The sequence below is a fragment of the Streptomyces sp. NPDC041135 genome (assembly GCF_055592085.1).
Window position 1 is genome coordinate 15,830 of the sequence record NZ_JBVIYZ010000013.1, and the last position, 25,221, is coordinate 41,050.

The following is a 25,221-nucleotide window of genomic DNA, read 5'->3' on the forward strand; positions in this document are numbered from 1 at the left end:
TGACAGTGCTGCCTTGACAGTGGCGTCGCGACAGCGCCCTTCTGTAAGAGTGCCGCCGTTGTGACGGTGGTTCTCATGCCGGCTGCCGGGGTGACGCCCGGGTGGCAGATCTTGCCCGCCGCCTCGAGTACGCCCAGCTCAGCGGCAGGATTCGCGGGCCCCCGGGTGGCGCAACACTTCCGCAACACACCGTTCCCTACCTCATCGGTATGGTTTCAGCCATGCCATCCACCGACCGCATCCGCGACCACGCCGGTCAGGGCGCCGCGACCACCGTCGCCGCCCACCGCACGCGTCGTCGGCTGCGTGCGGACCAGGCGAGGCAACTGGCGGATCTCCTGCGCCGCCAGCTCCTCGTCGGCGCCTTCCCCGGCGGCACCCTGCCTCACGAGACCACACTCGCCACCGACTACCGCGCCACCCGCAACACCGTCCGCCAGGCCCTGGACCTGCTCCGCGCCGAGGGCCTGGTGGAGCGGCTGCCCGGGGTCGGCACCGTGGTCGTCGCCCAGAAGTACCCGCACGGGCTCGACCGGCTGATGGGCCTCGCGGAAACCCTGCGCGAACACGGCCGCGTCACCAACGAGGTCCGCACCATGGGCCCCGCCCCCGCACCCGCTCCGGTCGCCGAACGCCTCCGCGTCCCGGCCGGCGCCGACGTCCTCTACATCGAACGCCTGCGCCGACTGAACGGCCTGCCCCTTTCCCTCGACCTCACCTACATCCCGCTCGACCTCGGCGCCGACCTGCTCGGTGCCGACCTGGAGAACACCGATGTCTTCCGCCTCCTGGAGGGCATCACCGGCCAACGCCTCGGCCACGCCGAGATCACGGTGGAGGCGGTGAACGCGGACGCCCACTCCGCCGCCGTGCTCCAGGCACCTCGCGGCGCGGCTGTCCTGATGCTGGAACGCCTCACACACCTGGCGGACGGCCGCCCGGTCGACCTGGAGTTCATCCGCTTCCGCGGCGACCGCATCACCATGAGCGGCCTGCTCCACCGGTCGCTGTAAACCATTCCTGCTGCACGTTTCCTGGAGACAGCCATGCCCTTGGCGCCCCAGCGGGCCGACGTGCCCGTGACCATCGACGAGTCGAAGTGCATCGACGGCTGCACTCTCTGCGTGGACATGTGCCCGCTGGACTCCCTCGCCATCGACGAGAGCAACGGCAAGGCGTACATGCACGTCGACGAGTGCTGGTACTGCGGCCCCTGCGCGGCCCGCTGCCCCACCGGGGCCGTCACGGTCAACATGCCCTATCTGCTCCGGTGAGAGGCCGACCATCCATGAAACGCACGGCAGTTGCCCTGTCCACCGCCGCACTCCTGCTCCCCCTGTCCGGCTGCGGCGGCGACGCGCAGGCAGGTGACGGTTCCACGGTCACCGTGACCGTCGGCTACCAGTCCAAGACGATCAACACCGTCACCGCCGGCACGCTCCTGCGCTCCCTCGGCTCCTTCGAGCGGCGGCTCAATGCGCTGCACGACGGCCACACCTACAAGGTCGACTGGCAGGACTACGCTACCGGTGCCCCGATCACCGCCCAGATGACCGCCGGGAAGATCGACATCGGCTCGATGGGCGACTTCCCGCTGCTGCTCAACGCCGCCCGCGGCAAACAGCTCGGCCGCCCCACCCACCTGGTGTCGGTCACCGGTTACAACCTGCGCGGCGGCCTGAACACCATCGTCACCGCCCCCGACTCCTCCCTGACCTCCCTGAAGGACCTCAAGGGCAAGAAGGTCTCCACGAGCATCGGCTCCGCGGCCGACGGCACCCTTGTACGCGCCCTGCAGCGGGCCGGCATCGATCCCGGCAAGGGCATCTCGAAGCTCAACCAGCAGCCCGCGGTGGGTGCGTCGGCCCTCTCGGCCGGCAGCGTGGACGCGCTGTCCCAGTTCGTCGCCTGGCCCGGTCTGCTCGCCCGCCAGGGCAAGGCCAAGGCCCTGTACGACGGGGCCGAGCTGAACCTGCCCACGTTCCACGGCGTCACTGCCCGCGAGGACTTCGCCGAACAGCGACCCGCAGTTCTGAGGGCTTTCCTCAAGGCACAGGCCGACGCGACGGACTACCTCAACGCCCACCCCGTCACCGCCGCCGAGAAGGTCGCCGAAGCCACCGGCCTGCCCGCCGAGGTCGTCTACCTCTACAACGGCGCGCACGGCATCGCGACCTTCGACCCTGCGGTCAAGCCCCGGCTCGTCTCCGCCCTGAAGCAGGACGTGTCGGTCCTGAAGGCCGCTGAGCTGACCGGTGACATAGACGTGGACTCGTTCGTCGACGACCAGTACGTGAAGAAGGCCCTCGGCGCCTCCTACGCCGAGCGGCTGGCCGCCGCGCCCGCCCCCGCCGCGAGTGAGGTGTGGGCCGAGGGAAGCGAGAAGACCACCGCCTTCAGCAGCCCGAAGGCGCTCCTCGCCTTCGTCGCCCACCACCAGGACGACATCCGCGCCGCATACGTACCCGACGCCACCACCGGCACTCTCTGGTTCGCCGACAAGGCCGTCTGGGTGGCCGACGGCGACCGGTTGCTGCCCTTCGTCGCCCCGGAAACCGCGCAGGCCTACGTCACCGCCCACAACGGCGCCCACACGGTGTCCTACACCGCCGCACTGAGGCTGGTCTCGTGAGGCGGCGGCCGCTGACCCGGTATGCGCTGCGGGTGCTGTCCCTGGCCGCCGCGCTCGGCCTCTGGCAGCTGCTGACCAGCCGGGACTTCGACCTGTGGCTGCGGTTCTCGCAGTTCCCGACCGTCACCGACGTGGCCCGCACCTTCGCCGACCGGCTCTCCGGTGACGACTACTGGACGGACCTCACCGACAGCCTCACGCGCATCCTCACCGGATTCGCGCTGGCCGCCGTTCTCGGTATCGCGACGGGCGTGCTCGTGGCCCGCTCCCACCTCGCCGAGGACCTGCTCGGCCCGGTCCTGGAAGTGATCCGCCCCATCCCGGCGATCGCCTTGGTCCCCGTCGCCATCCTGCTCTTCCCCTCCAACGAACAGGGCATCGTCTTCATCACCTGCACCGCCGCCTTCTTCCCCGTGCTGGTCTCCACCCGGCACGCGGTCCGCGCGCTCAATCCCGCCTGGGAGGAGGCCGTGCGCACCCTGGGCGGAGGGCGGCTGCGGATTCTCGGCTCGGTGGTGCTGCCGGGCGCGCTGCCCGGCATCTTCGGCGGCCTCTCGGTCGGCATCGGTGTCTCGTGGATCTGTGTGATCTCCGCCGAGATGATCTCCGGTCAGTACGGGGTGGGTTACCGGACCTGGCAGGACTACACGATCGTGAACTACCCGGGTGTGTTCGTCGGCATGGTCACGATCGGCATCCTCGGCTGGCTCACCTCCACGGCCGTGGAACTCCTCGGCCGGCGCCTGACCCGCTGGCTGCCCCGTACCTCGTACGTCCCCGGCGGACGCGCCCGCACTCCGAGCTCCGGGACCGCCGCCGGACCCGCTGCTGTGAAGGCCCACGGCGAGTCCCAGGACCAGACCGAGGCCCAGCGCGAGAGCCACGACGACACCGAGGAGGAGGCGCGTGATGAGCACCTCGTCTGACACCGTCACCCCGCCCGCCGCGACGACACGCTCCCGCGTGCGAGGCGCCGGACTCACCCTCCGCGCCTGCGTCCTGGGCCGACCGGACGCCCCGGTCCTGCACGACGTCGGCCTGGAGGTCGCCCCCGGGGAGATCCTCAGCGTCGTCGGCCCCTCCGGCTGCGGCAAGTCCACACTGCTGCGCACCCTCGCCGGGCTGCTTTCGCCGCTGGCCGGAACGGTGGAACAGGACGGCTCACCACTGACCGGCCCGTCCGCCGACCGCGCGCTGGTCTTCCAGGAGGACGCGCTGCTGCCCTGGCGTACGCTCCGCGCCAACGTCGAACTCCCGCTCGCCATCAAAGGCGTGCCGCGCTCCGAACGCCGCGCCCAGGCCGACTCCTGGCTCGACCGGGTCGGACTGTCCGCCCAGGCCCGGCAGTTGCCGCACCGCGTCTCCGGCGGGCAGCGCCAGCGGGCGCAATTGGCCCGTGCGCTGGCCTGCAGTCCCCGGGCGGTCCTCATGGACGAGCCGTTCGGCGCCCTCGACGCCCAGACCCGTGCCGGCATGCAGGACCTGCTGGTCGAGGTGTTGCGCGGTACGGGCGCGACCGTCGTCTTCGTCACCCACGACGTCGACGAGGCCCTCTTCCTCGGCGACCGTGTCGCCCTGCTGGGCGCCGGTCGCGTGACCGCCGTACGCGACGTTCCGCGCCCGCGTGAGCGCGGCGCCGTCGACGACCCGGCCCGCGTGGCCCTGCGCCGCACCGTCCTCACCTCGCTCGGCACCTGAAAGGCATCCCGGTGACCTCCCCCGCGAACGCCCCCGCGCAGCCCTCCCTGCGGATTCCCGCCGTCACCGACGCCGAGGAGCTGACCTGCGACGTCCTCGTCATCGGCGGCGGCACCGCCGGCACCATGGCCGCCCTGACCGCCGCCGAGCGCGGCGCGAACGTCCTGCTGTTGGAGAAGGCCCACGTCCGCCATTCCGGCGCGCTCGCCATGGGCATGGACGGCGTCAACAACGCGGTCATCCCCGGCCGCGCCGAGCCCGACGACTACGTCGCCGAGATCACCCGGGCCAACGACGGCATCGTCGACCAGTCCACCGTCCGCCAGACCGCCACCCGCGGTTTCGACATGGTCCAGCGACTGGAGTCGTACGGGGTCAAGTTCGAGAAGGACGAGCATGGCGCGTACGCGGTCCGCCAGGTGCATCGCTCCGGTTCGTACGTACTGCCGATGCCGGAAGGCAAGGATGTCAAGAAGGTCCTGTACCGGCAGTTGCGGCGTCGTGAGATGCGGGAGCGGATACGTATTGAGAACCGGGTGATGCCGGTGCGCGTGCTGACGGCGCCGGACGACGGGCGGGCCATCGGGGCCGTCGGCCTGCACACCCGTACGGGCGCCTTCGTGACCGTCCGCGCGGGGGCGGTGATCCTCGCCACCGGTGCCTGCGGCCGCCTCGGCCTGCCCGCCTCCGGTTACCTCTACGGCACCTACGAGAACCCCACCAACGCCGGTGACGGGTACGCCATGGCCTACCACGCGGGCGCGGAGCTGACCGGCATCGAGTGCTTCCAGATCAACCCGCTCATCAAGGACTACAACGGGCCGGCCTGCGCGTACGTCGCCAACCCCTTCGGCGGCTACCAGGTCAACCGGCACGGCGAGCGCTTCGTCGACTCCGACTACTGGTCCGGTCAGATGATGGCCGAGTTCGCGGCCGAGGTCGCCAGCGACCGCGGCCCGGTCTACCTCAAGCTCAGTCACCTGCCCGAGGAGTCCATCTCGGCCCTGGAGTCCATCCTGCACTCCACCGAGCGGCCCACGCGCGGCACCTTCCACGCCGGGCGCGGCCACGACTACCGCACCCACGACGTCGAGATGCACATCTCCGAGATCGGTCTGTGCGGCGGCCACTCCGCCTCGGGCGTCCGTGTGGACGACCAGGCCCGTACCACCGTCCCGCGTCTGTACGCCGCCGGTGACCTGGCCTGCGTCCCGCACAACTACATGATCGGCGCGTTCGTCTTCGGTGACCTCGCGGGCGCCGACGCCGCCCAGTACACGGCGTACGAAGGAGAGCTTCCCGCCGAGCAGTTGCGGGAGGCGCACGAGCTGATCTACCGCCCGCTGCGTCATCCGGACGGCCCGCCGCAGCCCCAGGTCGAGTACAAGCTGCGCCGCTTCGTGAACGACTACGTAGCCCCGCCGAAGTCCGGTGCCCGGCTCTCCCTCGCCCTGGAGGCGTTCGAGCGGATGCGCGAGGACATCGCCGCCATGGGTGCCCGCACCCCGCACGAGCTGATGCGGTGCGCCGAGGTCGGCTTCATCCGCGACTGTGCGGAGATGGCCGCCCGCGCCTCCCTGGCCCGTACCGAGTCCCGCTGGGGCCTCTACCACGACCGCACCGACCATCCCCGGCGCGACGACGACTCCTGGTTCTACCACCTCGATCTGCACAAGTCCCCCTCTGATGCGATGGAGTTCACGGTCCGTCCCGTGGCTCCCTATCTGGTTCCGGTGGAAGGCTTCGCGCCGGTCGGCGGTCCCTCCCGGGCACTGGGCGAGGTCGGTGCGGAGGACGTGGCCACGGCCGGGCCACGGGAGGTGGCGCCGGTCGCCACCGGACCCGCCTCCACGCGCGGGACCGCATCCACGGACAGCGGCCACCGGGCCCCTGCCTCGCCCCGGCTCGTGGAGCTGCTCGAACTGGCCGAGGCGGAGCCCGAACTCGCCCTCGTCGAGCCCTACCTGGTCGATCCCGACCCTTCGGTGCGCCGGACGGCGGTCTCCGTCCTCACCGAGACGCTGCCTGCCGGTACCGGGCAGGCACTGGCCGGTGCGCTCGGCGATCCCGACGCCGGGGTACGCGCGGGCGCCGCGGCCTCGCTGCGCGAACTCGTCGAGACCCTGCCGCCCGAACCGGCCCTCGGCACCGCCCTCGCCGGTGCGCTCACCGGGGCCGACCCCGTCGTCCGCGCCGCCGCACTCGATGTGCTGCGCGCCCTGCGGCTGGGCGACGCCGGTCTGTTCGCCGCCGCACTGGAGGACGCCGACATCGCCGTGCGCATCGAGGCCGTACGCGCGCTGGTCTCGGTCGACGCGGTGGCGCCGTTGGCGCGTGCGGCGGCCGATCCCGCCCGGGAGGTCCGGGTCACCGTGGCCCGGGCGCTGGCCGCCGTCAGCCCGGCCTCCCTCACCGCAGCGGACCTGCCGCGCCTCACCGGCACCCTGGACATCCTCACCGAGGACGCCGACCCGCTGGTGCGCGGTGCGGCGTTCGGGGCCCTGGCCACCGTCGGCTGCCCGGCTCCGCTCGCCGTGCGTGCCGTGGCCGCGCTGACCGATCCGGCGTGGCAGGTCCGCTCCGGGGCCGCGACGGCCCTGTCCGCGGCGTCCTCCGGTACGGCCGTCCCCGCCCTCGCGAAGGCTCTCGCCGACGCGAACGCCGACGTCCGCAAGGCGGCGGTCCTGGCCCTGACCCGGCTCCGCACGGACGAGGCCCGCGCCGCCCTGGCCACGGCGACCACCGACTCGGACGCGGACGTCAGGGCCTACGCGGCCCGGGCCCTGTAAGCCGGTACGACCGTCACGGGTGCCGCGGCAGCGCTGGGTGCCGCGGCCGGTGAGGGTGGCGCGCTGCCCCTATATCCAGTCGTCCTCCGCCGGCTCCATGTCCAGCTCGGGCCAGTGGTCGTCCGCCGGGTCGGCGCCCGGCGCGGCGGAGGTGGCGGCGGCCGTGGCGGAACCGGGGGCGGATGCGCCGGCCGGGGCCGATGCGGTGGCCGGCGGGCTGTCCAGGGCGGCCAGCACTTCGAGCACGCCCTCACCGTAGGTGGCGAGCTTCTTCTCGCCGACGCCGCCGACGGTGCCCAGCTCGCCCATCGAGCCGGGCCACCGGGCGACGATCTCCCGCAGTGTGGCGTCGTGGAAGATGACGTAGGCCGGGACGCCCTGCTCACGGGCCTGCTCGGCACGCCAGGCGCGCAGTGCCTCGAAGGCGGGCAGGAGGTCGCCGGGCAGTTCGGCCGCTGCGGCCTTGGCCTTGCGGTCGCCGCTCCGGCCGGATGCGGAGCCCGACCGTGAGGTCACCGGCTTCTTGGGCTCCTTGCGCAGCGGCACCTCCCGCTCGCGCCGCAGCACCGCCCCGCTCGCCTCGGTGAGCGCCAGCGTGCCGTACTCGCCCTCGACGGCGAGCAGGCCCTGCGCCAGCAGCTGCCGGATGACGCCCCGCCACTCGCCCTCGGTCAGTTCCTCACCGATGCCGAAGACGGACAGCTGGTCGTGGTCGAACTGGATCACCTTGGCCGTGCGCTTGCCGAGCAGGATGTCCACGATCTGTACGGCGCCGAACTTCTGCCCGCGCTCGCGCTGCAACCGCACCACCGTCGACAGCACCTTCTGCGCGGCGACCGTGCCGTCCCAGGTCTCCGGCGGTGTCAGGCAGGTGTCGCAGTTGCCGCAGCCCGCCGGGTCCGGGTCCTGGCCGAAGTAGGCGAGCAGCTGTCCGCGACGGCAGCGGGCCGTCTCGCACAGGGCGAGCATCGCGTCCAGGTGGGCGCCGGCCCGCCGGCGGAAGGCCTCGTCGCCGTCGCCCGACTGCATCAGCTTGCGCTGCTGTATGACGTCGTTCAGGCCGTAGGCCATCCAGGCCGTCGACGGCAGGCCGTCGCGGCCGGCACGGCCCGTCTCCTGGTAGTAGCCCTCGATCGACTTGGGCAGGTCGAGGTGGGCGACGAACCGCACGTCCGGCTTGTCGATGCCCATGCCGAAGGCGATGGTCGCCACCACGACCAGGCCGTCCTCGCGCAGGAACCGGGACTGGTGCGCCGCGCGGGTGCCCGCGTCCAGGCCCGCGTGGTACGGCACCGCTTCGATGCCGTTGCGGGAGAGGAACTCCGCGGTCTTGTCGACCGAGTTGCGCGAGAGGCAGTACACGATGCCCGCGTCGCCCGGGTGCTCCTCCTTCAGGAAGGCGAGCAGCTGCTTCTTGGGGTCGGCCTTGGGCACGATCCGGTACTGGATGTTGGGCCGGTCGAAGCTCGCCACGAAATGGCGGGCCGTCGGCATGTTCAGCCGCTGGGTGATCTCCTGGTGCGTGGTGTGGGTGGCGGTCGCCGTGAGCGCGATCCGCGGTACGTCCGGCCAGCGCTCGCCCAGCAGGGAGAGGGCCAGATAGTCGGGCCGGAAGTCGTGGCCCCACTGGGAGACGCAGTGCGCCTCGTCGATCGCGAAGACCGCGATCTTGCCCCGGGACAGCAGGTCGAGCGTGGAGTCCAGGCGCAGCCGCTCCGGTGCCAGGTACAGCAGGTCCAGCTCGCCCGCCAGGAACTCCGCCTCGACCACACGCCGCTCGTCGAAGTCCTGCGTGGAGTTCATGAAACCGGCCCGCACGCCGAGGGCGCGCAGGGCGTCGACCTGGTCCTGCATCAGGGCGATGAGCGGGGAGACGACGATGCCGGTGCCCGGTCTGACCAGGGAAGGAATCTGGTAGCACAGCGACTTTCCGCCGCCGGTGGGCATGAGGACGACGGCGTCGCCGCCCGCCACGACATGCTCGATGACCGCTTCCTGCTCGCCGCGGAAGGCGTCGTATCCGAAGACCCGGTTCAGCGTGGCCAGCGCCTCGCTGTCGGTCATCCCTGGCATCTCGATGATCCCGCCCGTCCCGCCCATCGTCGTGTCCCCCGTCCGTCGTCCCTCGACCACTGCGTCCACGATAGGCGCCCGCGCCGACAGCGCCGGAGTTATCCACAGGCTGCCCGTCCTGCTTTCCTTTCTGCTTCGCTTCCGTTCCGCTGCCTTCGCACCGTGGCCGGACCTGGCAGGAAGAGCGGCCGAGGGGGACCGCCGGGAGCGGTGGTGGCGCACACGCCGCTGCCCGGCACCCCTGACGGGGGTGCCGGGCAGCGGCGTGTCGTATGGCCGTGTGTCACGAACCGCAGGTCAGCGCACGAACACTCCGGCCTGGCCGGCCAGGTCCAGGAAGTACTGCGGTGCCACACCGAGCACCAGGGTCACGGCCACGCCGATCCCGATCGCCGCCATCGTCAGCGGCGACGGCACGGCCACCGTCGGGCCCTCCGGGTGGGGCTCGCTGAAGAACATGAGCACGATCACCCGGATGTAGAAGAACGCGGCGATCGCCGAGGAGATCACACCGACGACGACCAGCGGGGCCGCCCCGCCTTCCGCTGCGGCCTTGAACACGGCGAATTTCCCGGCGAACCCGGAGGTCAGCGGGATGCCGGCGAAGGCCAGCAGGAACACCGCGAACACGGCCGCCACCAGCGGGGAGCGGCGGCCGAGCCCCGCCCACTTCGACAGGTGGGTGGCCTCGCCGCCCGCGTCCCGGACCAGCGTGACCACGGCGAACGCGCCGATCGTCACGAACGAGTAGGCGGCCAGGTAGAACAGGACGGACGACACGCCGTCCTTCGAGGTCGCGATGACACCCGCGAGGATGAACCCGGCGTGCGCGATGGACGAGTACGCCAGCAGTCGTTTGATGTCCGTCTGGGTGATCGCGACGATCGCGCCGCCCAGCATGGTGACGACCGCCACGGCCCACATGACCGGTCGCCAGTCCCAGCGCAGGCCGGGCAGGACGACGTACAGCAGCCGCAGCAGTGCGCCGAACGCCGCCACCTTCGTCGCCGCCGCCATGAAGCCGGTCACCGGGGTCGGAGCGCCCTGGTAGACATCGGGCGTCCACATGTGGAACGGCACCGCGCCCACCTTGAACAGCAGACCCATCACCACCATCGCGACGCCGATCAGCAGCAGCGCGTCGTTGCCCATGGTGTCGGCCAGCGCCGGATCGACGTTGGTGACCGAGCCGTCGACGACCTGCGCGATGCGCGCGTAGGACACCGAGCCCGCGTAGCCGTACAGCAGTGCGATGCCGAAGAGGGTGAACGCGGAGGCGAAGGCGCCGAGCAGGAAGTACTTGACCGCGGCTTCCTGCGACATCAGCCGCTTGCGGCGGGCCAGCGCGCACAGCAGGTACAGCGGGAGGGAGAAGACCTCCAGGGCCACGAACAGGGTCAGCAGGTCGTTGGCCGCGGGGAAGACCAGCATGCCCGCGACCGCGAACAGCAGCAGCGGAAAGACCTCGGTGGTGGTGAAGCCGGCCCGGACGGCCGCCTTCTCGCTGTCGCTGCCGGGTACGGACGCCGCCTGGGCGGCGAAGGAGTCGACCCGGTTGCCGTGGGCGGCCGGGTCCAGCCGCCGCTCGGCGAAGGTGAACAGGCCGACCAGGCCGGCCAGCACGATCGTGCCCTGCAGGAACAGTGCGGGTCCGTCGACCGCGATCGCGCCCATCGCCGCGATGTGCGCCTTCGTCGTGCCGTATCCGTCGGCCGCGAGGGCGACGACCGCCGCGAAGGCGGCGCAGAGCGCGACGACGGACAGGAACACCTGCGCGTAGTAGCGGGACCGGCGCGGGACGAAGACCTCGACCAGCACTCCGACGAGGGCCGCGCCGACGACGATCAGGATCGGCGACAACTGCCCGTATTCGATCTTCGGCGTGTCGATCTTCGAGATCGGGTCGGCCGCGGTTGTCCACAGGCTGTGGACGGCTGCTGCACTCACTTGGCCGCCTCCACCTCAGGCTTGGGGTCCTGCTTGTGTACGTCGGACATGGTCTGCCGGACCGCCGGGTTGACGATGTCCGTGACGGGCTTCGGGTAGACGCCCAGGAAGATCAGCAACGCGATCAGCGGGGTGACGACCAGCAGCTCCCGCGCGCGCAGGTCGGGCATCGCCGAGACCTCCGGCCTCACCGGTCCCGTCATCGTCCGCTGGTAGAGGACGAGCGTGTAGAGCGCGGCCAGGACGATGCCGAAGGTGGCGATGATGCCGATCACCGGATAGCGCGTGAACGTACCGACCAGCACCAGGAACTCGCTCACGAAGGGCGCGAGCCCCGGCAGCGAGAGGGTGGCGAGGCCACCGATCAGGAAGGTGCCGGCGAGCACCGGGGCGACCTTCTGCACACCGCCGTAGTCCGCGATGAGCCGCGAGCCGCGCCGGGAGATCAGGAAGCCCGCGACCAGCATCAGCGCCGCCGTGGAGATGCCGTGGTTGACCATGTACAGCGTCGCCCCGGACTGGCCCTGGCTGGTCATCGCGAAGATGCCCATGACGATGAAGCCGAAGTGCGAGATCGACGCGTACGCCACCAGCCGCTTGATGTCACGCTGCCCGACGGCGAGCAGCGCCCCGTAGACGATGCTGATCAGCGCCAGTACGAGGATGACGGGCGTCGCCCACTTGCTGGCCCCCGGGAACAGCTGGAGGCAGAAGCGGAGCATCGCGAAGGTGCCCACCTTGTCGACCACCGCGGTGATCAGCACCGCGACCGGTGCGGTGGCCTCACCCATGGCGTTGGGCAACCAGGTGTGAAGCGGCCACACAGGCGCCTTCACCGCGAAGGCGAAGAAGAAGCCGAGGAACAGCCAGCGTTCGGTGCTGGTCGCCATGTGCAGCGTGCCGTCGGCCCGGGCCTGGGCGATCTCCTGGAGGCTGAAGTTCCCGGCGACCACGTACAGGCCGATCACCGCGGCGAGCATGATCAGACCGCCGGCCAGGTTGTAGAGGAGGAACTTCACGGCCGCGTAGGACCGCTGCGTCGCCGCCGCCTCGTCGCCCCGCTCCGCGGTCGCGGCGGACCGGTACGAGCCATGGGCACGGTCACCGAAGCCGCCGATGAGGAAGTACATCGGGATCAGCATGGCTTCGAAGAAGACGTAGAAGAGGAAGACGTCGGTGGACGCGAAGGAGATGATCACCATCGCCTCGACGGCCAGGATCAGCGCGAAGTAGCCCTGTGTCGGCCGCCACCGCTTGTTGCCCGTCTCTTCCGGGTCGGCGTCGTGCCAGCCCGCGAGGACGATGAACGGGATGAGCAGAGCGGTCAGGGCGATCAGCGCCACCGCGATGCCGTCCACACCCAGCTCGTACCTGACCCCGAAGTCCTTGATCCAGGCGTGGGACTCGGTGAGCTGGTAGCGGGCGCCGTCCGGGTCGAAACGGACCAGGACGATGATCGCCAGGGCGAGCGTGGCGAGCGAGACCAGCAGCGCCAGCCACTTGGCGGCGTCGCGCCGGGCGGCCGGTACGGCGGCCGTGGCCACCGCCCCGACGGCCGGGAGCGCCGCTGTCGCTGTCAGCAGAGGAAAGGACATCGGTATCAGACCGCCCTCATCAGCAGGGTCGCGGCGACCAGGAGTGCCGCGCCGCCGAACATCGAGACCGCGTAGGAGCGCACGAAGCCGTTCTGGACGCGGCGCAGGCGCCCGGACAGGCCGCCGAAGCCGGCCGCGGTGCCGTTGACGACGCCGTCGACCAGGGTGTGGTCGACGTAGACCAGGGAGCGCGTGAGGTGTTCGCCGCCGCGCACCAGGACGACGTGGTTGAAGTCGTCCTGGAGCAGGTCGCGCCGGGCGGCGCGGGTGAGCAGCGAGCCGCGCGGTGCGACGGCCGGGACCGGCTTGCGCCCGTACTGGGCCCAGGCGATGGCGACGCCGACGACCAGGCAGACCAGGGTGGCGCCGGTGACGGTCCACGCACTGACCGGGGAGTCGCCCTCGCTGTGCCCGGTGACCGGCTCCAGCCAGTGCAGGAAGCGGTCGCCCAGGTTGAAGAAGAAGCCGCCGAAGACCGAGCCGACGGCCAGGACGATCATCGGGATCGTCATGACACCCGGCGACTCGTGCGGGTGCGGTTCGGCGTGCTCGCCCCGGTGCTCGGCCGCGGGCTCCGCGCTCGGCGCCTCGGGAGAGCGAGTGGGTTGGTTCTTCCAACGCTCCTCTCCGAAGAACGTCATCAGCATCACGCGCGTCATGTAGAAGGCGGTGATCGCCGCGCCCAGCAGGGCCACGCTGCCCAGGATCCAGCCCTGCGTGCCGCCCTTGGCGAAGGCCGCCTCGATGATCGCGTCCTTGGAGTAGAAGCCGGACAGGAACGGGAAGCCGATGATGGCGAGGTAGCCGAGGCCGAAGGTGACGAAGGTGATCGGCATGTACTTGCGCAGGCCGCCGTAGCGGCGCATGTCGACCTCGTCGTTCATGCCGTGCATGACCGAACCGGCGCCGAGGAACAGCCCGGCCTTGAAGAAGCCGTGCGTGACCAGGTGCATGATCGCGAAGACGTAGCCGATGGGGCCGAGGCCCGCCGCCAGCACCATGTAGCCGATCTGTGACATCGTCGAGCCGGCCAGCGCCTTCTTGATGTCGTCCTTCGCGCAACCGACGATCGCACCGAACAGCAGTGTGACGGCGCCGACCACGGTGACCGCGAGCTGGGCGTCGGGCGCGGCGTTGAAGATGGCTCCGGAGCGGACGATCAGGTAGACGCCCGCGGTCACCATCGTCGCGGCGTGGATGAGGGCCGAGACCGGGGTCGGGCCTTCCATCGCGTCCCCGAGCCAGGACTGCAGCGGCACCTGGGCCGACTTGCCGCAGGCGGCGAGCAGCAGCATCAGGCCGATCGCCGTCAGCTTGCCCTCGGAGGTGTCACCGGTGTGGCTGAGGACCGGTCCGAAGGCGAAGCTGCCGAAGGTGGTGAACATCAGCATGATCGCGATCGACAGGCCCATGTCGCCGACGCGGTTGACCAGGAACGCCTTCTTCGCGGCCGTGGCGGCGCTGGGCTTGTGCTGCCAGAAACCGATCAGCAGGTACGAGGCGAGGCCGACGCCCTCCCAGCCGACGTACAGCAGGAGGTAGTTGTCGGCGAGGACGAGCAGCAGCATCGCCGCGAGGAACAGGTTCAGATAGCCGAAGAAGCGGCGGCGGCGTTCGTCGTGCTCCATGTACCCGACCGAGTACAGGTGGATCAGCGAGCCGACGCCGGTGATCAGCAGCACGAACGTCATCGACAGCTGGTCGAGGCGGAAGGTGACGTCCGCCTGGAAGCTGCCGACGGAGATCCACGTCCACAGGTGCTGGGTCAGCGTGCGGTGTTCGGCATTCTTGCCGAGCAGGTCGGCGAAGAGGATCACCCCGAACACGAAGGAGGTGGCCGACAGCAGCGTGCCGAGCCAGTGGCCGACGGCGTCCAGGCGCCGACCGCCGACCAGCAGGACGGCCGCTCCGAGCAGGGGCGCCGCGATGAGCAGCGCGATCAGGTTCTCCACGATTCTTCCGACCCCTTACAGCTTCATCAGGCTGGCGTCGTCGACCGAGGCCGAGTGGCGGGTACGGAACAGCGACACGATGATCGCCAGGCCCACCACGACCTCCGCGGCGGCGACGACCATCGTGAAGAAGGCGATGATCTGGCCGTCGAGATTGCCGTGCATCCGGGAGAAGACGACGAACGCGAGGTTGCAGGCGTTGAGCATCAGCTCGATGCACATGAACACGACGATCGCGTTGCGCCTGATGAGCACGCCGGTCGCGCCGATGGTGAACAGCAGTGCGGCGAGGTAGAGGTAGTTGACGGGGTTCACTTCGACGCCTCCTCAGGCCGCTTGAACGTCGTCGGCTCGATCGCGGTGCGCTCCAGGCGCTCCTCGGCCCGCCGCTCCAGGGCCCGCAGGTCGTTGAGCGCCTCCGCGGACACGTCCCGGATCTGGCCGCGGTCGCGCAGCGTCTTGCTGACCGTCAGCTCGGAGGGGGTGCCGTCGGGCAGCAGGCCCGCGATGTCCACGGCGTTGTGCCGGGCGTAGACGCCGGGCGCGGGCAGCGGCGGCAGGTGCTTGCCCTCGCGGACGCGCTGCTCGGCGAGTTCGCGCTGGGTCTTGGGGCGCTCGGTGCGCTCGCGGTGAGTGAGCACCATGGCGCCCACGGCGGCCGTGATGAGCAGGGCACCGGTGATCTCGAAGGCGAAGACGTACTTGGTGAAGATGAGGGTGGCGAGGCCCTCCACGTTGCCGTTCGCGTTCGCCTGGCCGATGCCGTCGAACTGTGTCAGGGAGGCGTTGGCGATGCCGGCCAGCAGCAGGACGCCGAACCCGGTGCCGCACAGCAGGGCCAGCCAGCGCTGGCCCTTGATGGTCTCCTTCAGCGAGTCCGCGGCCGTCACGCCGACGAGCATCACCACGAACAGGAACAGCATCATGATCGCGCCGGTGTAGACGACGACCTGCACGATGCCCAGGAAGTAGGCGCCGTTGGCGAGGTAGAACACCGCCAGGACGATCATCGTGCCGGCGAGACAGAGCGCGCTGTGGACGGCCTTGCGCATGAAGACGGTGCACAGGGCCCCGATCACCGCGACGGTGCCGAGCACCCAGAACTGGAAGGCCTCTCCGGTGGAGGTGGAGTAGGCGGCGAGCTGCGCGGTCATCGGCCGATCACCTTCTCCGACGCCGGTTCGTCGGGGCCGAACGTGGAGTCGGCCTCCTGCGGCACCTCGCCCCGGGAGACGGCGACCTGCCGTACGGTGCCCGGCGCGGCCTCCGTGACCAGCCCGCGGTAGTAGTCCTGTTCGTCCGTCCCCGGGAAGATCGAGTGGGGCGTGTCGACCATGCCCTCGTCGAGGCCGGCGAGCAGCTGCTCCTTGGTGTAGATGAGGTTGGCGCGGCTGGAGTCCGCCAGCTCGAACTCGTTGGTCATCGTCAGCGCGCGCGTGGGGCACGCCTCGATGCACAGCCCGCACAGGATGCAGCGGGCGTAGTTGATCTGGTAGACGCGGCCGTAGCGCTCGCCCGGCGAGTAGCGCTCCTCGTCGGTGTTGTCGGCGCCTTCCACGTAGATGGCGTCGGCGGGGCAGGCCCAGGCGCACAGCTCGCAGCCGACGCACTTCTCCAGGCCGTCCGGATGGCGGTTGAGCTGGTGCCGTCCGTGGAACCGCGGAGCCGTGGTCTTCTTCTGCTCCGGGTACTGCTCGGTCAGCCGCTTCTTGAACATGGCCTTGAAGGTCACGCCGAAGCCGGCCACGGGGTTCTGGAAGCCGGGTTTCGACTGCCCCGCGTCCGCGGACTCCTCAGTCATCGGACGCCTCCTTTCCATCCGAAGATCCGTCACTGACAGTGTCCGTCCCGCCACTGACAATCAGCTCCCGCTCGCGGCGCGAACGGCGCCGGGGCACCGGCGGCAGCTCCTGTCCGGGCAGCGGCGGCACGGGGAATCCGCCGGCCATCGCGTCGAACCCGGCGGGCTCGGCGGCGGGCTGCTCGGCCGTCCTGCCCTTGTCGCGGAAGATGTCGACCACGAAGGACAGCAGCAGCAGTGCGAGGACGCCGCCGCCGACGTACAGGGCGACATCGGCGAAGTCGTAGTTCTCGTTCCGCAGGGTCCGCACCGTGGCGACGAGCATCAGCCAGGTCACGGAGACCGGGATGAGGACCTTCCAGCCGAGTTTCATCAGCTGGTCGTAGCGGACGCGCGGGAGCGTGCCGCGCAGCCAGATGAAGAAGAACAGCAGCAGCTGGACCTTGATGACGAACCACAGCAGCGGCCACCAGCCGTGGTTCGCGCCCTCCCAGAAGGCGCTGATGGGCCACGGGGCCCGCCAGCCGCCGAGGAAGAGCGTCGTCGACACGGCGGAGACCGTCACCATGTTCACGTACTCGGCGAGCATGAACATCGCGAACTTGATCGACGAGTACTCGGTGTTGAAACCGCCGACCAGGTCGCCCTCGGACTCGGGCATGTCGAAGGGGGCGCGGTTGGTCTCGCCGACCATCGTGACGATGTAGAGGATGAAGGAGACCGGCAGCAGCAGGATGTACCAGCGGCCCTGCTGCTGCTCGACGATCGTCGACGTCGACATCGAGCCCGAGTAGAGGAACACGGAGGCGAAGGCGGCGCCCATGGCGATCTCGTACGAGATCATCTGCGCGCACGAGCGCAGACCGCCGAGCAGCGGGTAGGTGGATCCAGAACTCCAACCCGCCAGCACGATGCCGTAGATGCCCACCGAGGCGACCGCCAGGATGTAGAGCATCGCGATCGGCAGGTCGGTCAGCTGCATCGCCGTGCGCTGACCGAAGATCGAGACTTCGTCGTCGGCCGGGCCGAACGGGATCACCGCGATCGCCATGAACGCCGGGATGGCGGCGACGATCGGCGCGAGGACGTACACCACCTTGTCCGCGCGCTTGACGATGACATCTTCCTTGAGCATCAGCTTCATGCCGTCGGCGAGCGACTGGAGCATGCCCCAGGGGCCGTGCCGGTTGGGGCCGATGCGCAGCTGCATCCAGGCAACGACCTTGCGCTCCCAGACGATGGAGAACAGCACGGTCAGCATCAGGAAGGCGAAGCAGAAGACGGCCTTGACCACAACCAGCCACCAGGGGTCGCGGCCGAACATCGAGAGGTCTTCGACCGCGAGGTACGCGCTCATGCCTCCACCTCCTTGGGTGCCTCTTCGGCGACTGCCGCCGGGCCGATGCGGACGAGGGAGCCGGGTCGCGCCCCGGTGTCGGAGGCGATGCCGGCGCCGGCGGAGTTCAGCGGCAGCCAGACCACCCGGTCGGGCATCTCGGTGACCTGAAGCGGCAGCCCGATCGTGCCTTCGGGGCCGGTGACGGTGAGGACCTCGCCGTCGGCGACGCCCGCCTCGGCGGCCGTCGCGGCCGACACGCGCGCGCGTGCCGCGTGCCGGGTTCCGGCGAGCGCCTCGTCGCCCTGCTGGAGCACGCCCTGGTCGAGCAGCAGCCGGTGGCCGGCGAGGACGGCCTCCCCGGCGGCCGGGCGGGGCAGCGGTGCGGCCGTCTCCTGCGGCGCTGAGGCCCGCGGGCCGTCCCAGGCGCCGAGCCGGTCCAGCTCCGCGCGCGTGGTGCGCAGATCCGGCAGGCCCAGGTGGACGTCCATGGCGTCGGCCAGCATCTGCAGCACCCGCGCGTCGGTCGGTGCCAGGCGGCGGGTCATCTGGTCGGGCTTGAGGGCGGCCTCGAAGAAGCGGACACGACCCTCCCAGTTGAGGAAGGTGCCCGCCTTCTCGGCGACCGCGGCCACCGGCAGGACGACGTCGGCGTGCTCGGTGACCTCGCTGGGCCGCAGTTCCAGCGACACCAGGAAGCCGACGGCGCCGAGCGCCTCACGCGCGCGTGCCGGGTCCGGCAGGTCGGCGACCTCCACGCCCGCGACCAGCAGCGCCGACAGCTCACCGGAGGCGGCGGCCTCGACGATCTGGCTGGTGTCGCGGCCGTAGCGCGCCGGGAGTTCGGCGAGCCCCCAGACGGCGGCCACCTCCTCCCGCGCACGCGGGTCGGTCGCCGGGCGGCCGCCCGGCAGCAGCGCCGGCAGTGCGCCCGCCTCGATCGCGCCGCGCTCCCCCGCCCGCCGCGGGATCCACACCAGCCGGGCCCCGGTGGCGGCGGCGAAGCGTACGGCGGCGGTGAGGCCGCCGGCGACCGCGGCCAGCCGCTCGCCGACGACGAGTACCGCGCCCTCGGCGCGCAGGGCCTCGGCGGCCAGCGCGCCGGTCTCCTCCAGGCCGACACCGCCGGCCAAGGCGTCCAGCCACTCCGTCTCGGTGCCCGGAGCGGCCGGCAGCAGCGTGCCGCCCGCCTTCTCCAGGCCGCGGGTGGCGTGCGTGGCCAGTGCGAACACCCGCTGCTTGCGCTTGCGCCAGGCCTTGCGCAGCCGCAGGAAGACGCCGGGCGCCTCCTCCTCCGACTCGAACCCGACCAGCAGTACGGCAGGCGCCTGCTCCAGGGCCGTGTACGTGACGCCCGTGCCGTCGAGGTCCCGGCCGCGGCCGGCCACCTGGGCGGCCAGGAAGTCGGCCTCCTCGCCGCTGTGCACGCGCGCACGGAAGTCGATGTCGTTGGTGTCGAGGGCCACGCGCGCGAACTTGCTGTAGGCGTACGCGTCCTCGATGGTCAGCCGGCCGCCGGTGAGGACGCCGGCCCGGGAGCGGGCCGCGCTCAGGCCGCGCGCCGCCGCCTCCAGCGCCTCCGGCCAGGACGCGGGCTCCAGCACTCCGTCGGCGTTGCGCACCAGCGGTACGTCGAGCCGGTCGCGCTGCTGCGCGTAGCGGAACGCGAAGCGGCCCTTGTCGCAGATCCACTCCTCGTTGACCTCGGGGTCGTCGGCCGCCAGGCGCCGCATGACCTTGCCGCGCCGGTGGTCGGTACGGGTGGCGCAGCCGCCCGCGCAGTGCTCGCACACCGACGGCGAGGAGATCAGGTCGAAGGGGCGGGAGCGGAACCGGTAGGCCGCCGAGGTGAGCGCGCCGACCGGGCAGATCTGGATGGTGTTGCCGGAGAAGTACGACTCGAACGGGTCGCCCTCGCCGGTGCCGACCTGCTGCAGCGCGCCGCGCTCGACCAGCTCGATCATCGGGTCGCCCGCGACCTGGTTGGAGAAGCGGGTGCAGCGGGCGCACAGCACGCAGCGCTCACGGTCCAGCAGTACCTGGGTGGAGATGGGCACCGGCTTCTCGTAGGTGCGCTTCCTGCCCTCGAACCGGCTTTCCGCGTTGCCGTGGGACATCGCCTGGTTCTGCAGCGGGCACTCGCCTCCCTTGTCGCAGACGGGGCAGTCCAGCGGGTGGTTGATGAGCAGCAGCTCCATCACCCCGTGCTGGGCCTTCTCCGCCACCGGCGAGGTGAGGTGGGTCTTGACGACCATGCCGTCCGTGCAGGTGATCGTGCAGGACGCCATCGGCTTGCGCTGGCCCTCGACCTCGACGATGCACTGGCGGCAGGCACCGGCCGGGTCGAGGAGGGGGTGGTCGCAGAAGCGCGGGATCTCGATGCCGAGCTGTTCGGCGGCCCGGATGACCAGGGTGCCCTTGGGCACGCTGATCTCGGCGCCGTCGATGCTCAGCGTGACGAGGTCCTCGGATGGGACCGCCGCCTCTCCCCCTCCCGAGGGGGCGTTGGTGGTCACGGTCATGCGTTCACCTCCGGGCGGTCCGCCCAGGCAGTCGACTTGGCCGGGTCGAAGGGGCAGCCCCGGCCCGTGATGTGCTGCTCGTACTCCTCGCGGAAGTACTTCAGCGAGGAGAAGATCGGTGAGGCGGCACCGTCGCCGAGGGCGCAGAAGGACTTGCCGTTGATGTTGTCGGCGATGTCGTTCAGCTTGTCGAGGTCGGACAGCACGCCCTTGCCGGCCTCGATGTCCCGCAGCAGCTGCACCAGCCAGTAGGTGCCTTCGCGGCAGGGGGTGCACTTGCCGCAGGACTCGTGGGCGTAGAACTCCGTCCAGCGGGTGACGGCGCGCACGACGCAGGTGGTCTCGTCGAAGCACTGCAAGGCCTTGGTGCCGAGCATGGAGCCCGCGGCGCCCACCCCCTCGTAGTCCAGCGGGACGTCGAGGTGCTCGGCGGTGAACATCGGCGTCGAGGAGCCGCCCGGCGTCCAGAACTTCAGCCGGTGTCCGGGGCGCATTCCGCCGCTCATGTCGAGGAGCTGGCGCAGGGTGATGCCGAGCGGCGCCTCGTACTGGCCGGGGCTCGCGACGTGACCGCTGAGGGAGTAGAGCGTGAAGCCGGGCGACTTCTCGCTCCCCATCGACCGGAACCATTCTTTGCCGTTGTTCAGAATGGCGGGAACCGACGCGATCGACTCGACGTTGTTCACGACAGTGGGACAGGCATAAAGGCCTTCCACCGCAGGGAAGGGGGGACGGAGCCGCGGTTGCCCGCGGCGGCCTTCGAGCGAGTCGAGCAGGGCGGTCTCCTCACCGCAGATGTACGCGCCGGCGCCGGCGTGCACGGTGAGGTCCAGGTCGAGCCCGCTGCCCAGGATGTTCTCGCCGAGGTAGCCCGCCTCGTAGGCCTCGCGCACGGCCGAGTGCAACCGCCGCAGGACGGGGACGACCTCACCCCGCAGATAGATGAACGCATGAGACGACCGGATGGCATAGCACGCGATCACGATGCCCTCGATGAGGCTGTGCGGGTTCGCGAAGAGGAGCGGGATGTCCTTGCAGGTCCCGGGCTCCGATTCGTCGGCGTTGACAACTAGATAGTGCGGTTTTCCATCTCCTTGGGGAATGAACTGCCATTTCATTCCCGTCGGGAATCCAGCGCCGCCACGCCCGCGCAGACCGGAGTCCTTGACGTACGCGATCAGGTCGTCCGGCGACATGGCGAGCGCCTTGCGGAGCCCCTCGTACCCTTCGTGCCTTCGGTAGACGTCCAGCGTCCAGGACCGGTCCTCGTCCCAGAAGGCCGACAGCACGGGTGCGAGCAGCTTTTCGGGACTGGTGTCCTTGAGTTCGGCAGCCACGCTCATCACTCACCCTCCTCGGCGGTCGGCCCCGCGGGGTGGGCCGGGTCGGAGGCCGAAGTCTCCTGCGGCGCGTCATGAGAACTGAGGTGCTCGGTCGGCGACGGCTCGTGCACCCGGTCCTGCGGTTCGTCGTGCGGACCGCCGTCGCGCGGATGGACCACGCGCGCGGGTGCGGCCTCTCCCCTTGCCAGGCGAAGGCCCACCAGCGAAGCGGGTCCCGCACTGCCGCCCTCCTCGACGGCCCCGGGCCGCTCGTCGGGGAAGCCGGCCAGAATCCGCGCGGTCTCCTTGAAGGTGCACAGCCGGGCGCCGCGGGTGGGCTCCACCGGCTGTCCCGCGCGCAGGTCGTCGACCAGGCGCTTGGCGCTGGCCGGGGTCTGGTTGTCGAAGAACTCCCAGTTCACCATCACGACCGGTGCGAAGTCGCAGGCCGCGTTGCACTCGATGTGCTCCAGGGTGACCTTGCCGTCGTCGGTGGTCTCGCCGTTGCCGACGCCCAGGTGCTCCTGGAGGGTCTCGAAGATGGCGTCGCCGCCCATCACCGCGCACAGCGTGTTGGTGCACACGCCCACCTGGTAGTCACCGGAAGGCCTGCGCCGGTACATGGTGTAGAAGGTGGCGACCGCGGTGACCTCGGCCGTGGTCAGGTTCAGCACCTCCGCGCAGAACTGCATCCCGGTGCGGGTGACATGCCCCTCCTCCGACTGCACCAGGTGCAGCAACGGCAGCAGGGCGGAGCGGGAGTCGGGGTAGCGGGCGATGACCTCGCGCGCGTCCGTCTCCAGCCGGGCTCGGACGTCGTCCGGGTAGGCGGGTGCGGGCAGTCCGGGCATGCCCAGGCTGACGCCCCGCTCCGAGGAACTGGTGGTCACCGGTCGACGCCTCCCATCACGGGGTCGATGGACGCGACGGCGACGATCACGTCGGCGACCTGGCCGCCTTCGCACATCGCCGCCATCGCCTGCAGGTTGGTGAAGGACGGGTCGCGGAAGTGGACCCGGTAGGGGCGCGTGCCGCCGTCGGACACGGCGTGCACCCCGAGTTCGCCCTTGGGTGACTCGACGGCCGCGTAGGCCTGTCCCGGCGGTACCCGGAAGCCCTCGGTGACCAGCTTGAAGTGGTGGATCAGGGCCTCCATGGAGGTACCCATGATCTTCTTGATGTGGTCGAGGGAGTTGCCCAGGCCGTCCGGTCCCAGGGCGAGCTGGGCGGGCCAGGCGATCTTCTTGTCGGCGACCATGACCGGGCCGGGCTGGAGCCGGTCCAGGCACTGCTCGACGATCAGCAGCGACTGGCGCATCTCCTCGAGGCGGACCAGGAAGCGGCCGTAGGCGTCGCAGGAGTCGGCGGTCGGGACCTCGAAGTCGTACGTCTCGTAGTCGCAGTAGGGCTGCGTCTTGCGCAGGTCGTGCGGCAGGCCGGTGGAGCGCAGGATCGGGCCGGTGGCGCCGAGGGCCATGCAGCCGGCCAGGTCGAGGTGGCCGATGTCCTGCATACGGGCCTTGAAGATGGGGTTCCCGGTGGCGAGCTTGTCGTACTCCGGGAGGTTCTTCTTCATCTTCTTCACGAACTCGCGGATCTGGTCCACCGCGCCGGGCGGCAGGTCCTGCGCGAGTCCGCCGGGGCGGATGTACGCGTGGTTCATCCGCAGGCCGGTGATCAGCTCGTAGAGGTCGAGGATCATCTCCCGGTCGCGGAACCCGTAGATCATGATCGTGGTGGCGCCGAGTTCCATGCCGCCGGTGGCGATGCACACCAGGTGCGAGGACATCCGGTTCAGCTCCATCAGGAGCACCCGGATGATCTTGGCTCGCTCGGTGATCTGGTCCTCGATGCCGAGGAGCTTCTCCACGGCGAGGCAGTAGCCGGTCTCGTTGAAGAAGGACGTCAGGTAGTCCATGCGCGTGACGAAGGTGGTGCCCTGCGTCCACGTGCGGTACTCGAGGTTCTTCTCGATGCCGGTGTGCAGGTAGCCGATGCCGCAGCGGGCCTCGGTGACGGTCTCGCCCTCGATCTCCAGGATGAGCCGGAGCACTCCGTGGGTGGACGGGTGCTGGGGACCCATGTTGACGACGATGCGCTCGTCGTCGGCCCGGGCCGCGGACTGGACGACCTCGTCCCAGTCGCCGCCGGTGACCGTGTAGACGGTGCCTTCCGTGGTCTCCCGCGGGGAGGCGTGCGAAGTGCTCACGAGTACGACCTCCGCTGGTCCGGAGCCGGGATCTGGGCGCCCTTGTACTCGACGGGGATGCCGCCGAGGGGGTAGTCCTTGCGCTGCGGGTGGCCTGGCCAGTCGTCGGGCATCATGATCCGGGTCAGGGCCGGGTGACCGTCGAAGACGATCCCGAAGAAGTCGTAGGTCTCGCGCTCGTGCCAGTCGTTGGTCGGGTAGACCGGGACCAGGGACGGGATGCGCGGGTCGCTGTCGGGGGCGCTGACCTCGAGGCGGATCAGCCGGTTGTGGGTGATCGAGCGCAGGTGGTAGACGGCGTGCAGCTCGCGGCCTTTGTCGTGCGGGTAGTGCACGCCGCTGACGCCGGTGCACAGCTCGAAGCGCAGGGCCGGGTCGTCGCGCAGGGTCCGGGCGACGCGGAGCAGGTGCTCGCGCTCGACGTGGAAGGTGATCTCGCCGCGGTCGACGACCGTCTTCTCGATGGCGTTGTCCGGCAGCAGGCCCTGTTCCTCCAGGGCCCCCTCCAGTTCGTCGGCGACCTCGTCGAACCATCCGCCGTAGGGGCGGCTCGCCGGGCCCGGGAGGCGGACCGAGCGGACCAGGCCGCCGTAGCCGGAGGTGTCGCCGCCGCGGGCGGCGCCGAACATGCCGCGCTGGAGGCGGATCTCCTCACCGCCCTGGCCGCGCTGGCCGGGGAGGTTCTCGGCGGACAGGTCCTTGGCGGGGTTCGGCCCGTTCGCGGAGCCGTCGGCGCCGTTCGCGCCGTGGGTGCCGTTCGCGCCGTGGGTGCCGTTCGCGTCGCTCACCGCAGCAGCCCCTTCATCTCGATCGTGGGCAGGGCCTTGAGCGCCGCCTCCTCCGCCTCGCGGGCCGCTTCCTCGGCGTTCACGCCGAGCTTGGAGGACTGGATCTTCTGGTGGAGCTTGAGGATCGCGTCCATCAGCATCTCGGGCCGGGGCGGGCAGCCGGGGAGATAGATGTCGACCGGGACGATGTGGTCGACGCCCTGGACGATCGCGTAGTTGTTGAACATGCCGCCCGAGGAGGCGCAGACGCCCATGGAGATCACCCACTTCGGGTTGGGCATCTGGTCGTAGACCTGCCGGAGCACCGGCGCCATCTTCTGGCTGACCCGGCCGGCGACGATCATCAGGTCGGCCTGGCGCGGTGAGCCGCGGAAGACCTCCATGCCGAAGCGGGCCAGGTCGTAGCGGCCGGCACCGGTGGTCATCATCTCGATGGCGCAGCAGGCCAGGCCGAACGTGGCGGGGAAGACGGACGCCTTGCGCACCCAGCCCGCCGCCTGCTCGACGGTGGTCAGCAGGAAACCGCTCGGCAGTTTTTCTTCGAGTCCCATGTCGTT

General features: G+C 70.5%; 20 protein-coding genes. 6 read left to right on the plus strand and 14 right to left on the minus strand.

Translation table 11 applies throughout. From position 1 onward, the window contains the following. The first annotated feature begins 221 nt into the window (after nucleotides 1–221). Genes ACZ6CZ_RS26260 through ACZ6CZ_RS26285 form a run of 6 tightly spaced genes read left to right on the plus strand, consistent with a single transcriptional unit; the run spans nucleotide 222 to nucleotide 7,119 of the window. Nucleotides 222–1,013, plus strand: coding sequence for a GntR family transcriptional regulator (locus ACZ6CZ_RS26260; RefSeq protein ID WP_469025720.1), 792 nt, complete (start codon nucleotides 222–224; stop codon nucleotides 1,011–1,013). A 33-nt stretch (nucleotides 1,014–1,046) separates the two neighbouring features. Then, the gene (locus ACZ6CZ_RS26265; RefSeq protein WP_010986276.1) at nucleotides 1,047–1,274 is read left to right on the plus strand and encodes a 4Fe-4S dicluster domain-containing protein; all 228 of its coding nucleotides are present in this window, start codon (nucleotides 1,047–1,049) and stop codon (nucleotides 1,272–1,274) included. Nucleotides 1,275–1,288: 14 nt separating this feature from the next. Then, nucleotides 1,289–2,632 (plus strand): ABC transporter substrate-binding protein, encoded by a 1,344-nt coding sequence (locus ACZ6CZ_RS26270; protein WP_469025723.1) that lies wholly within the window; start codon nucleotides 1,289–1,291, stop codon nucleotides 2,630–2,632. Nucleotides 2,633–2,643: 11 nt separating this feature from the next. Beyond that, complete coding sequence (locus tag ACZ6CZ_RS26275; protein ID WP_469025998.1) at nucleotides 2,644–3,558, plus strand: ABC transporter permease; 915 nt, start codon at nucleotides 2,644–2,646, stop codon at nucleotides 3,556–3,558. After that, nucleotides 3,542–4,330 carry an ABC transporter ATP-binding protein gene (locus ACZ6CZ_RS26280; RefSeq protein ID WP_469025726.1) on the plus strand — a complete coding sequence of 263 codons (789 nt, stop codon included), beginning with the start codon at nucleotides 3,542–3,544 and terminating at the stop codon, nucleotides 4,328–4,330. The genes ACZ6CZ_RS26275 and ACZ6CZ_RS26280 overlap by 17 nt, the downstream gene beginning before the upstream one ends. Before the next feature lie 11 nt (nucleotides 4,331–4,341). Next, a complete protein-coding gene (locus ACZ6CZ_RS26285) occupies nucleotides 4,342–7,119 on the plus strand; it encodes a fumarate reductase/succinate dehydrogenase flavoprotein subunit (RefSeq protein WP_469025728.1) in 2,778 nt (925 codons plus the stop codon). Nucleotides 7,120–7,188: 69 nt separating this feature from the next. Here ACZ6CZ_RS26285 and recQ read toward each other — a convergent pair whose 3' ends face one another. The 14 genes from recQ to ACZ6CZ_RS26355 all read right to left on the minus strand — a co-directional run bounded on the left by recQ (nucleotide 7,189) and on the right by ACZ6CZ_RS26355 (nucleotide 25,215). Next, the gene (gene recQ / locus ACZ6CZ_RS26290; protein ID WP_469026000.1) at nucleotides 7,189–9,219 is read right to left on the minus strand and encodes a DNA helicase RecQ; all 2,031 of its coding nucleotides are present in this window, start codon (nucleotides 9,217–9,219) and stop codon (nucleotides 7,189–7,191) included. Between the two features lie 270 nt (nucleotides 9,220–9,489). Then, on the minus strand, nucleotides 9,490–11,139 hold the full coding sequence (gene nuoN, locus ACZ6CZ_RS26295; protein WP_469025730.1) for an NADH-quinone oxidoreductase subunit NuoN: 1,650 nt from the start codon (nucleotides 11,137–11,139) through the stop codon (nucleotides 9,490–9,492). Continuing rightward, nucleotides 11,136–12,734 (minus strand): NADH-quinone oxidoreductase subunit M, encoded by a 1,599-nt coding sequence (locus ACZ6CZ_RS26300; protein ID WP_469025733.1) that lies wholly within the window; start codon nucleotides 12,732–12,734, stop codon nucleotides 11,136–11,138. The genes nuoN and ACZ6CZ_RS26300 overlap by 4 nt, the downstream gene beginning before the upstream one ends. Nucleotides 12,735–12,739: 5 nt before the next feature. Beyond that, a complete protein-coding gene (gene nuoL, locus ACZ6CZ_RS26305) occupies nucleotides 12,740–14,686 on the minus strand; it encodes an NADH-quinone oxidoreductase subunit L (RefSeq protein WP_469025735.1) in 1,947 nt (648 codons plus the stop codon). A 15-nt stretch (nucleotides 14,687–14,701) separates the two neighbouring features. Next, nucleotides 14,702–15,001, minus strand: a complete 300-nt coding sequence (gene nuoK, locus ACZ6CZ_RS26310) for an NADH-quinone oxidoreductase subunit NuoK (RefSeq protein WP_073901863.1) — start codon at nucleotides 14,999–15,001, stop codon at nucleotides 14,702–14,704. After that, complete coding sequence (locus ACZ6CZ_RS26315) at nucleotides 14,998–15,840, minus strand: NADH-quinone oxidoreductase subunit J (RefSeq protein ID WP_469025739.1); 843 nt, start codon at nucleotides 15,838–15,840, stop codon at nucleotides 14,998–15,000. Before ACZ6CZ_RS26315 ends, nuoK begins: the two co-directional genes overlap by 4 nt. Further along, entirely contained in the window at nucleotides 15,837–16,487 is a 651-nt protein-coding gene (gene nuoI, locus ACZ6CZ_RS26320; protein ID WP_469025741.1) for an NADH-quinone oxidoreductase subunit NuoI, read from the minus strand. Before nuoI ends, ACZ6CZ_RS26315 begins: the two co-directional genes overlap by 4 nt. Beyond that, a complete protein-coding gene (nuoH, locus tag ACZ6CZ_RS26325; RefSeq protein WP_469025744.1) occupies nucleotides 16,480–17,844 on the minus strand; it encodes an NADH-quinone oxidoreductase subunit NuoH in 1,365 nt (454 codons plus the stop codon). Before nuoH ends, nuoI begins: the two co-directional genes overlap by 8 nt. Beyond that, on the minus strand, nucleotides 17,841–20,345 hold the full coding sequence (locus ACZ6CZ_RS26330) for an NADH-quinone oxidoreductase subunit G (protein WP_469025746.1): 2,505 nt from the start codon (nucleotides 20,343–20,345) through the stop codon (nucleotides 17,841–17,843). Before ACZ6CZ_RS26330 ends, nuoH begins: the two co-directional genes overlap by 4 nt. Further along, nucleotides 20,342–21,691 (minus strand): NADH-quinone oxidoreductase subunit NuoF, encoded by a 1,350-nt coding sequence (gene nuoF, locus ACZ6CZ_RS26335; protein ID WP_469025749.1) that lies wholly within the window; start codon nucleotides 21,689–21,691, stop codon nucleotides 20,342–20,344. The genes ACZ6CZ_RS26330 and nuoF overlap by 4 nt, the downstream gene beginning before the upstream one ends. Next, complete coding sequence (gene nuoE, locus ACZ6CZ_RS26340) at nucleotides 21,688–22,557, minus strand: NADH-quinone oxidoreductase subunit NuoE (protein WP_469025751.1); 870 nt, start codon at nucleotides 22,555–22,557, stop codon at nucleotides 21,688–21,690. The genes nuoF and nuoE overlap by 4 nt, the downstream gene beginning before the upstream one ends. Next, nucleotides 22,554–23,876 (minus strand): NADH-quinone oxidoreductase subunit D, encoded by a 1,323-nt coding sequence (locus ACZ6CZ_RS26345; protein WP_469025753.1) that lies wholly within the window; start codon nucleotides 23,874–23,876, stop codon nucleotides 22,554–22,556. Before ACZ6CZ_RS26345 ends, nuoE begins: the two co-directional genes overlap by 4 nt. Then, nucleotides 23,873–24,664 (minus strand): NADH-quinone oxidoreductase subunit C, encoded by a 792-nt coding sequence (locus tag ACZ6CZ_RS26350; protein ID WP_469025755.1) that lies wholly within the window; start codon nucleotides 24,662–24,664, stop codon nucleotides 23,873–23,875. Before ACZ6CZ_RS26350 ends, ACZ6CZ_RS26345 begins: the two co-directional genes overlap by 4 nt. Then, nucleotides 24,661–25,215, minus strand: coding sequence for a NuoB/complex I 20 kDa subunit family protein (locus ACZ6CZ_RS26355; protein ID WP_007383964.1), 555 nt, complete (start codon nucleotides 25,213–25,215; stop codon nucleotides 24,661–24,663). Before ACZ6CZ_RS26355 ends, ACZ6CZ_RS26350 begins: the two co-directional genes overlap by 4 nt. Nucleotides 25,216–25,221 lie beyond the last annotated feature (6 nt).

Excerpts from the sequence above, each read along its gene's own strand:
- ACZ6CZ_RS26270 (WP_469025723.1), top strand. The coding sequence starts at position 1,289 with ATGAAACGCACGGCAGTTGCCCTGTCCACCGCCGCACTCCTGCTCCCC.
- ACZ6CZ_RS26315 (WP_469025739.1), bottom strand. The coding sequence starts at position 15,840 with ATGACCGCGCAGCTCGCCGCCTACTCCACCTCCACCGGAGAGGCCTTC.
- recQ (WP_469026000.1), bottom strand. The coding sequence starts at position 9,219 with ATGGGCGGGACGGGCGGGATCATCGAGATGCCAGGGATGACCGACAGC.
- ACZ6CZ_RS26330 (WP_469025746.1), bottom strand. The coding sequence starts at position 20,345 with ATGACCGTGACCACCAACGCCCCCTCGGGAGGGGGAGAGGCGGCGGTC.
- nuoH (WP_469025744.1), bottom strand. The coding sequence starts at position 17,844 with ATGAGCGCGTACCTCGCGGTCGAAGACCTCTCGATGTTCGGCCGCGAC.
- ACZ6CZ_RS26265 (WP_010986276.1), top strand. The coding sequence starts at position 1,047 with ATGCCCTTGGCGCCCCAGCGGGCCGACGTGCCCGTGACCATCGACGAG.
- ACZ6CZ_RS26300 (WP_469025733.1), bottom strand. The coding sequence starts at position 12,734 with ATGTCCTTTCCTCTGCTGACAGCGACAGCGGCGCTCCCGGCCGTCGGG.
- ACZ6CZ_RS26355 (WP_007383964.1), bottom strand. The coding sequence starts at position 25,215 with ATGGGACTCGAAGAAAAACTGCCGAGCGGTTTCCTGCTGACCACCGTC.
- ACZ6CZ_RS26280 (WP_469025726.1), top strand. The coding sequence starts at position 3,542 with ATGAGCACCTCGTCTGACACCGTCACCCCGCCCGCCGCGACGACACGC.
- ACZ6CZ_RS26260 (WP_469025720.1), top strand. The coding sequence starts at position 222 with ATGCCATCCACCGACCGCATCCGCGACCACGCCGGTCAGGGCGCCGCG.
- nuoI (WP_469025741.1), bottom strand. The coding sequence starts at position 16,487 with ATGACTGAGGAGTCCGCGGACGCGGGGCAGTCGAAACCCGGCTTCCAG.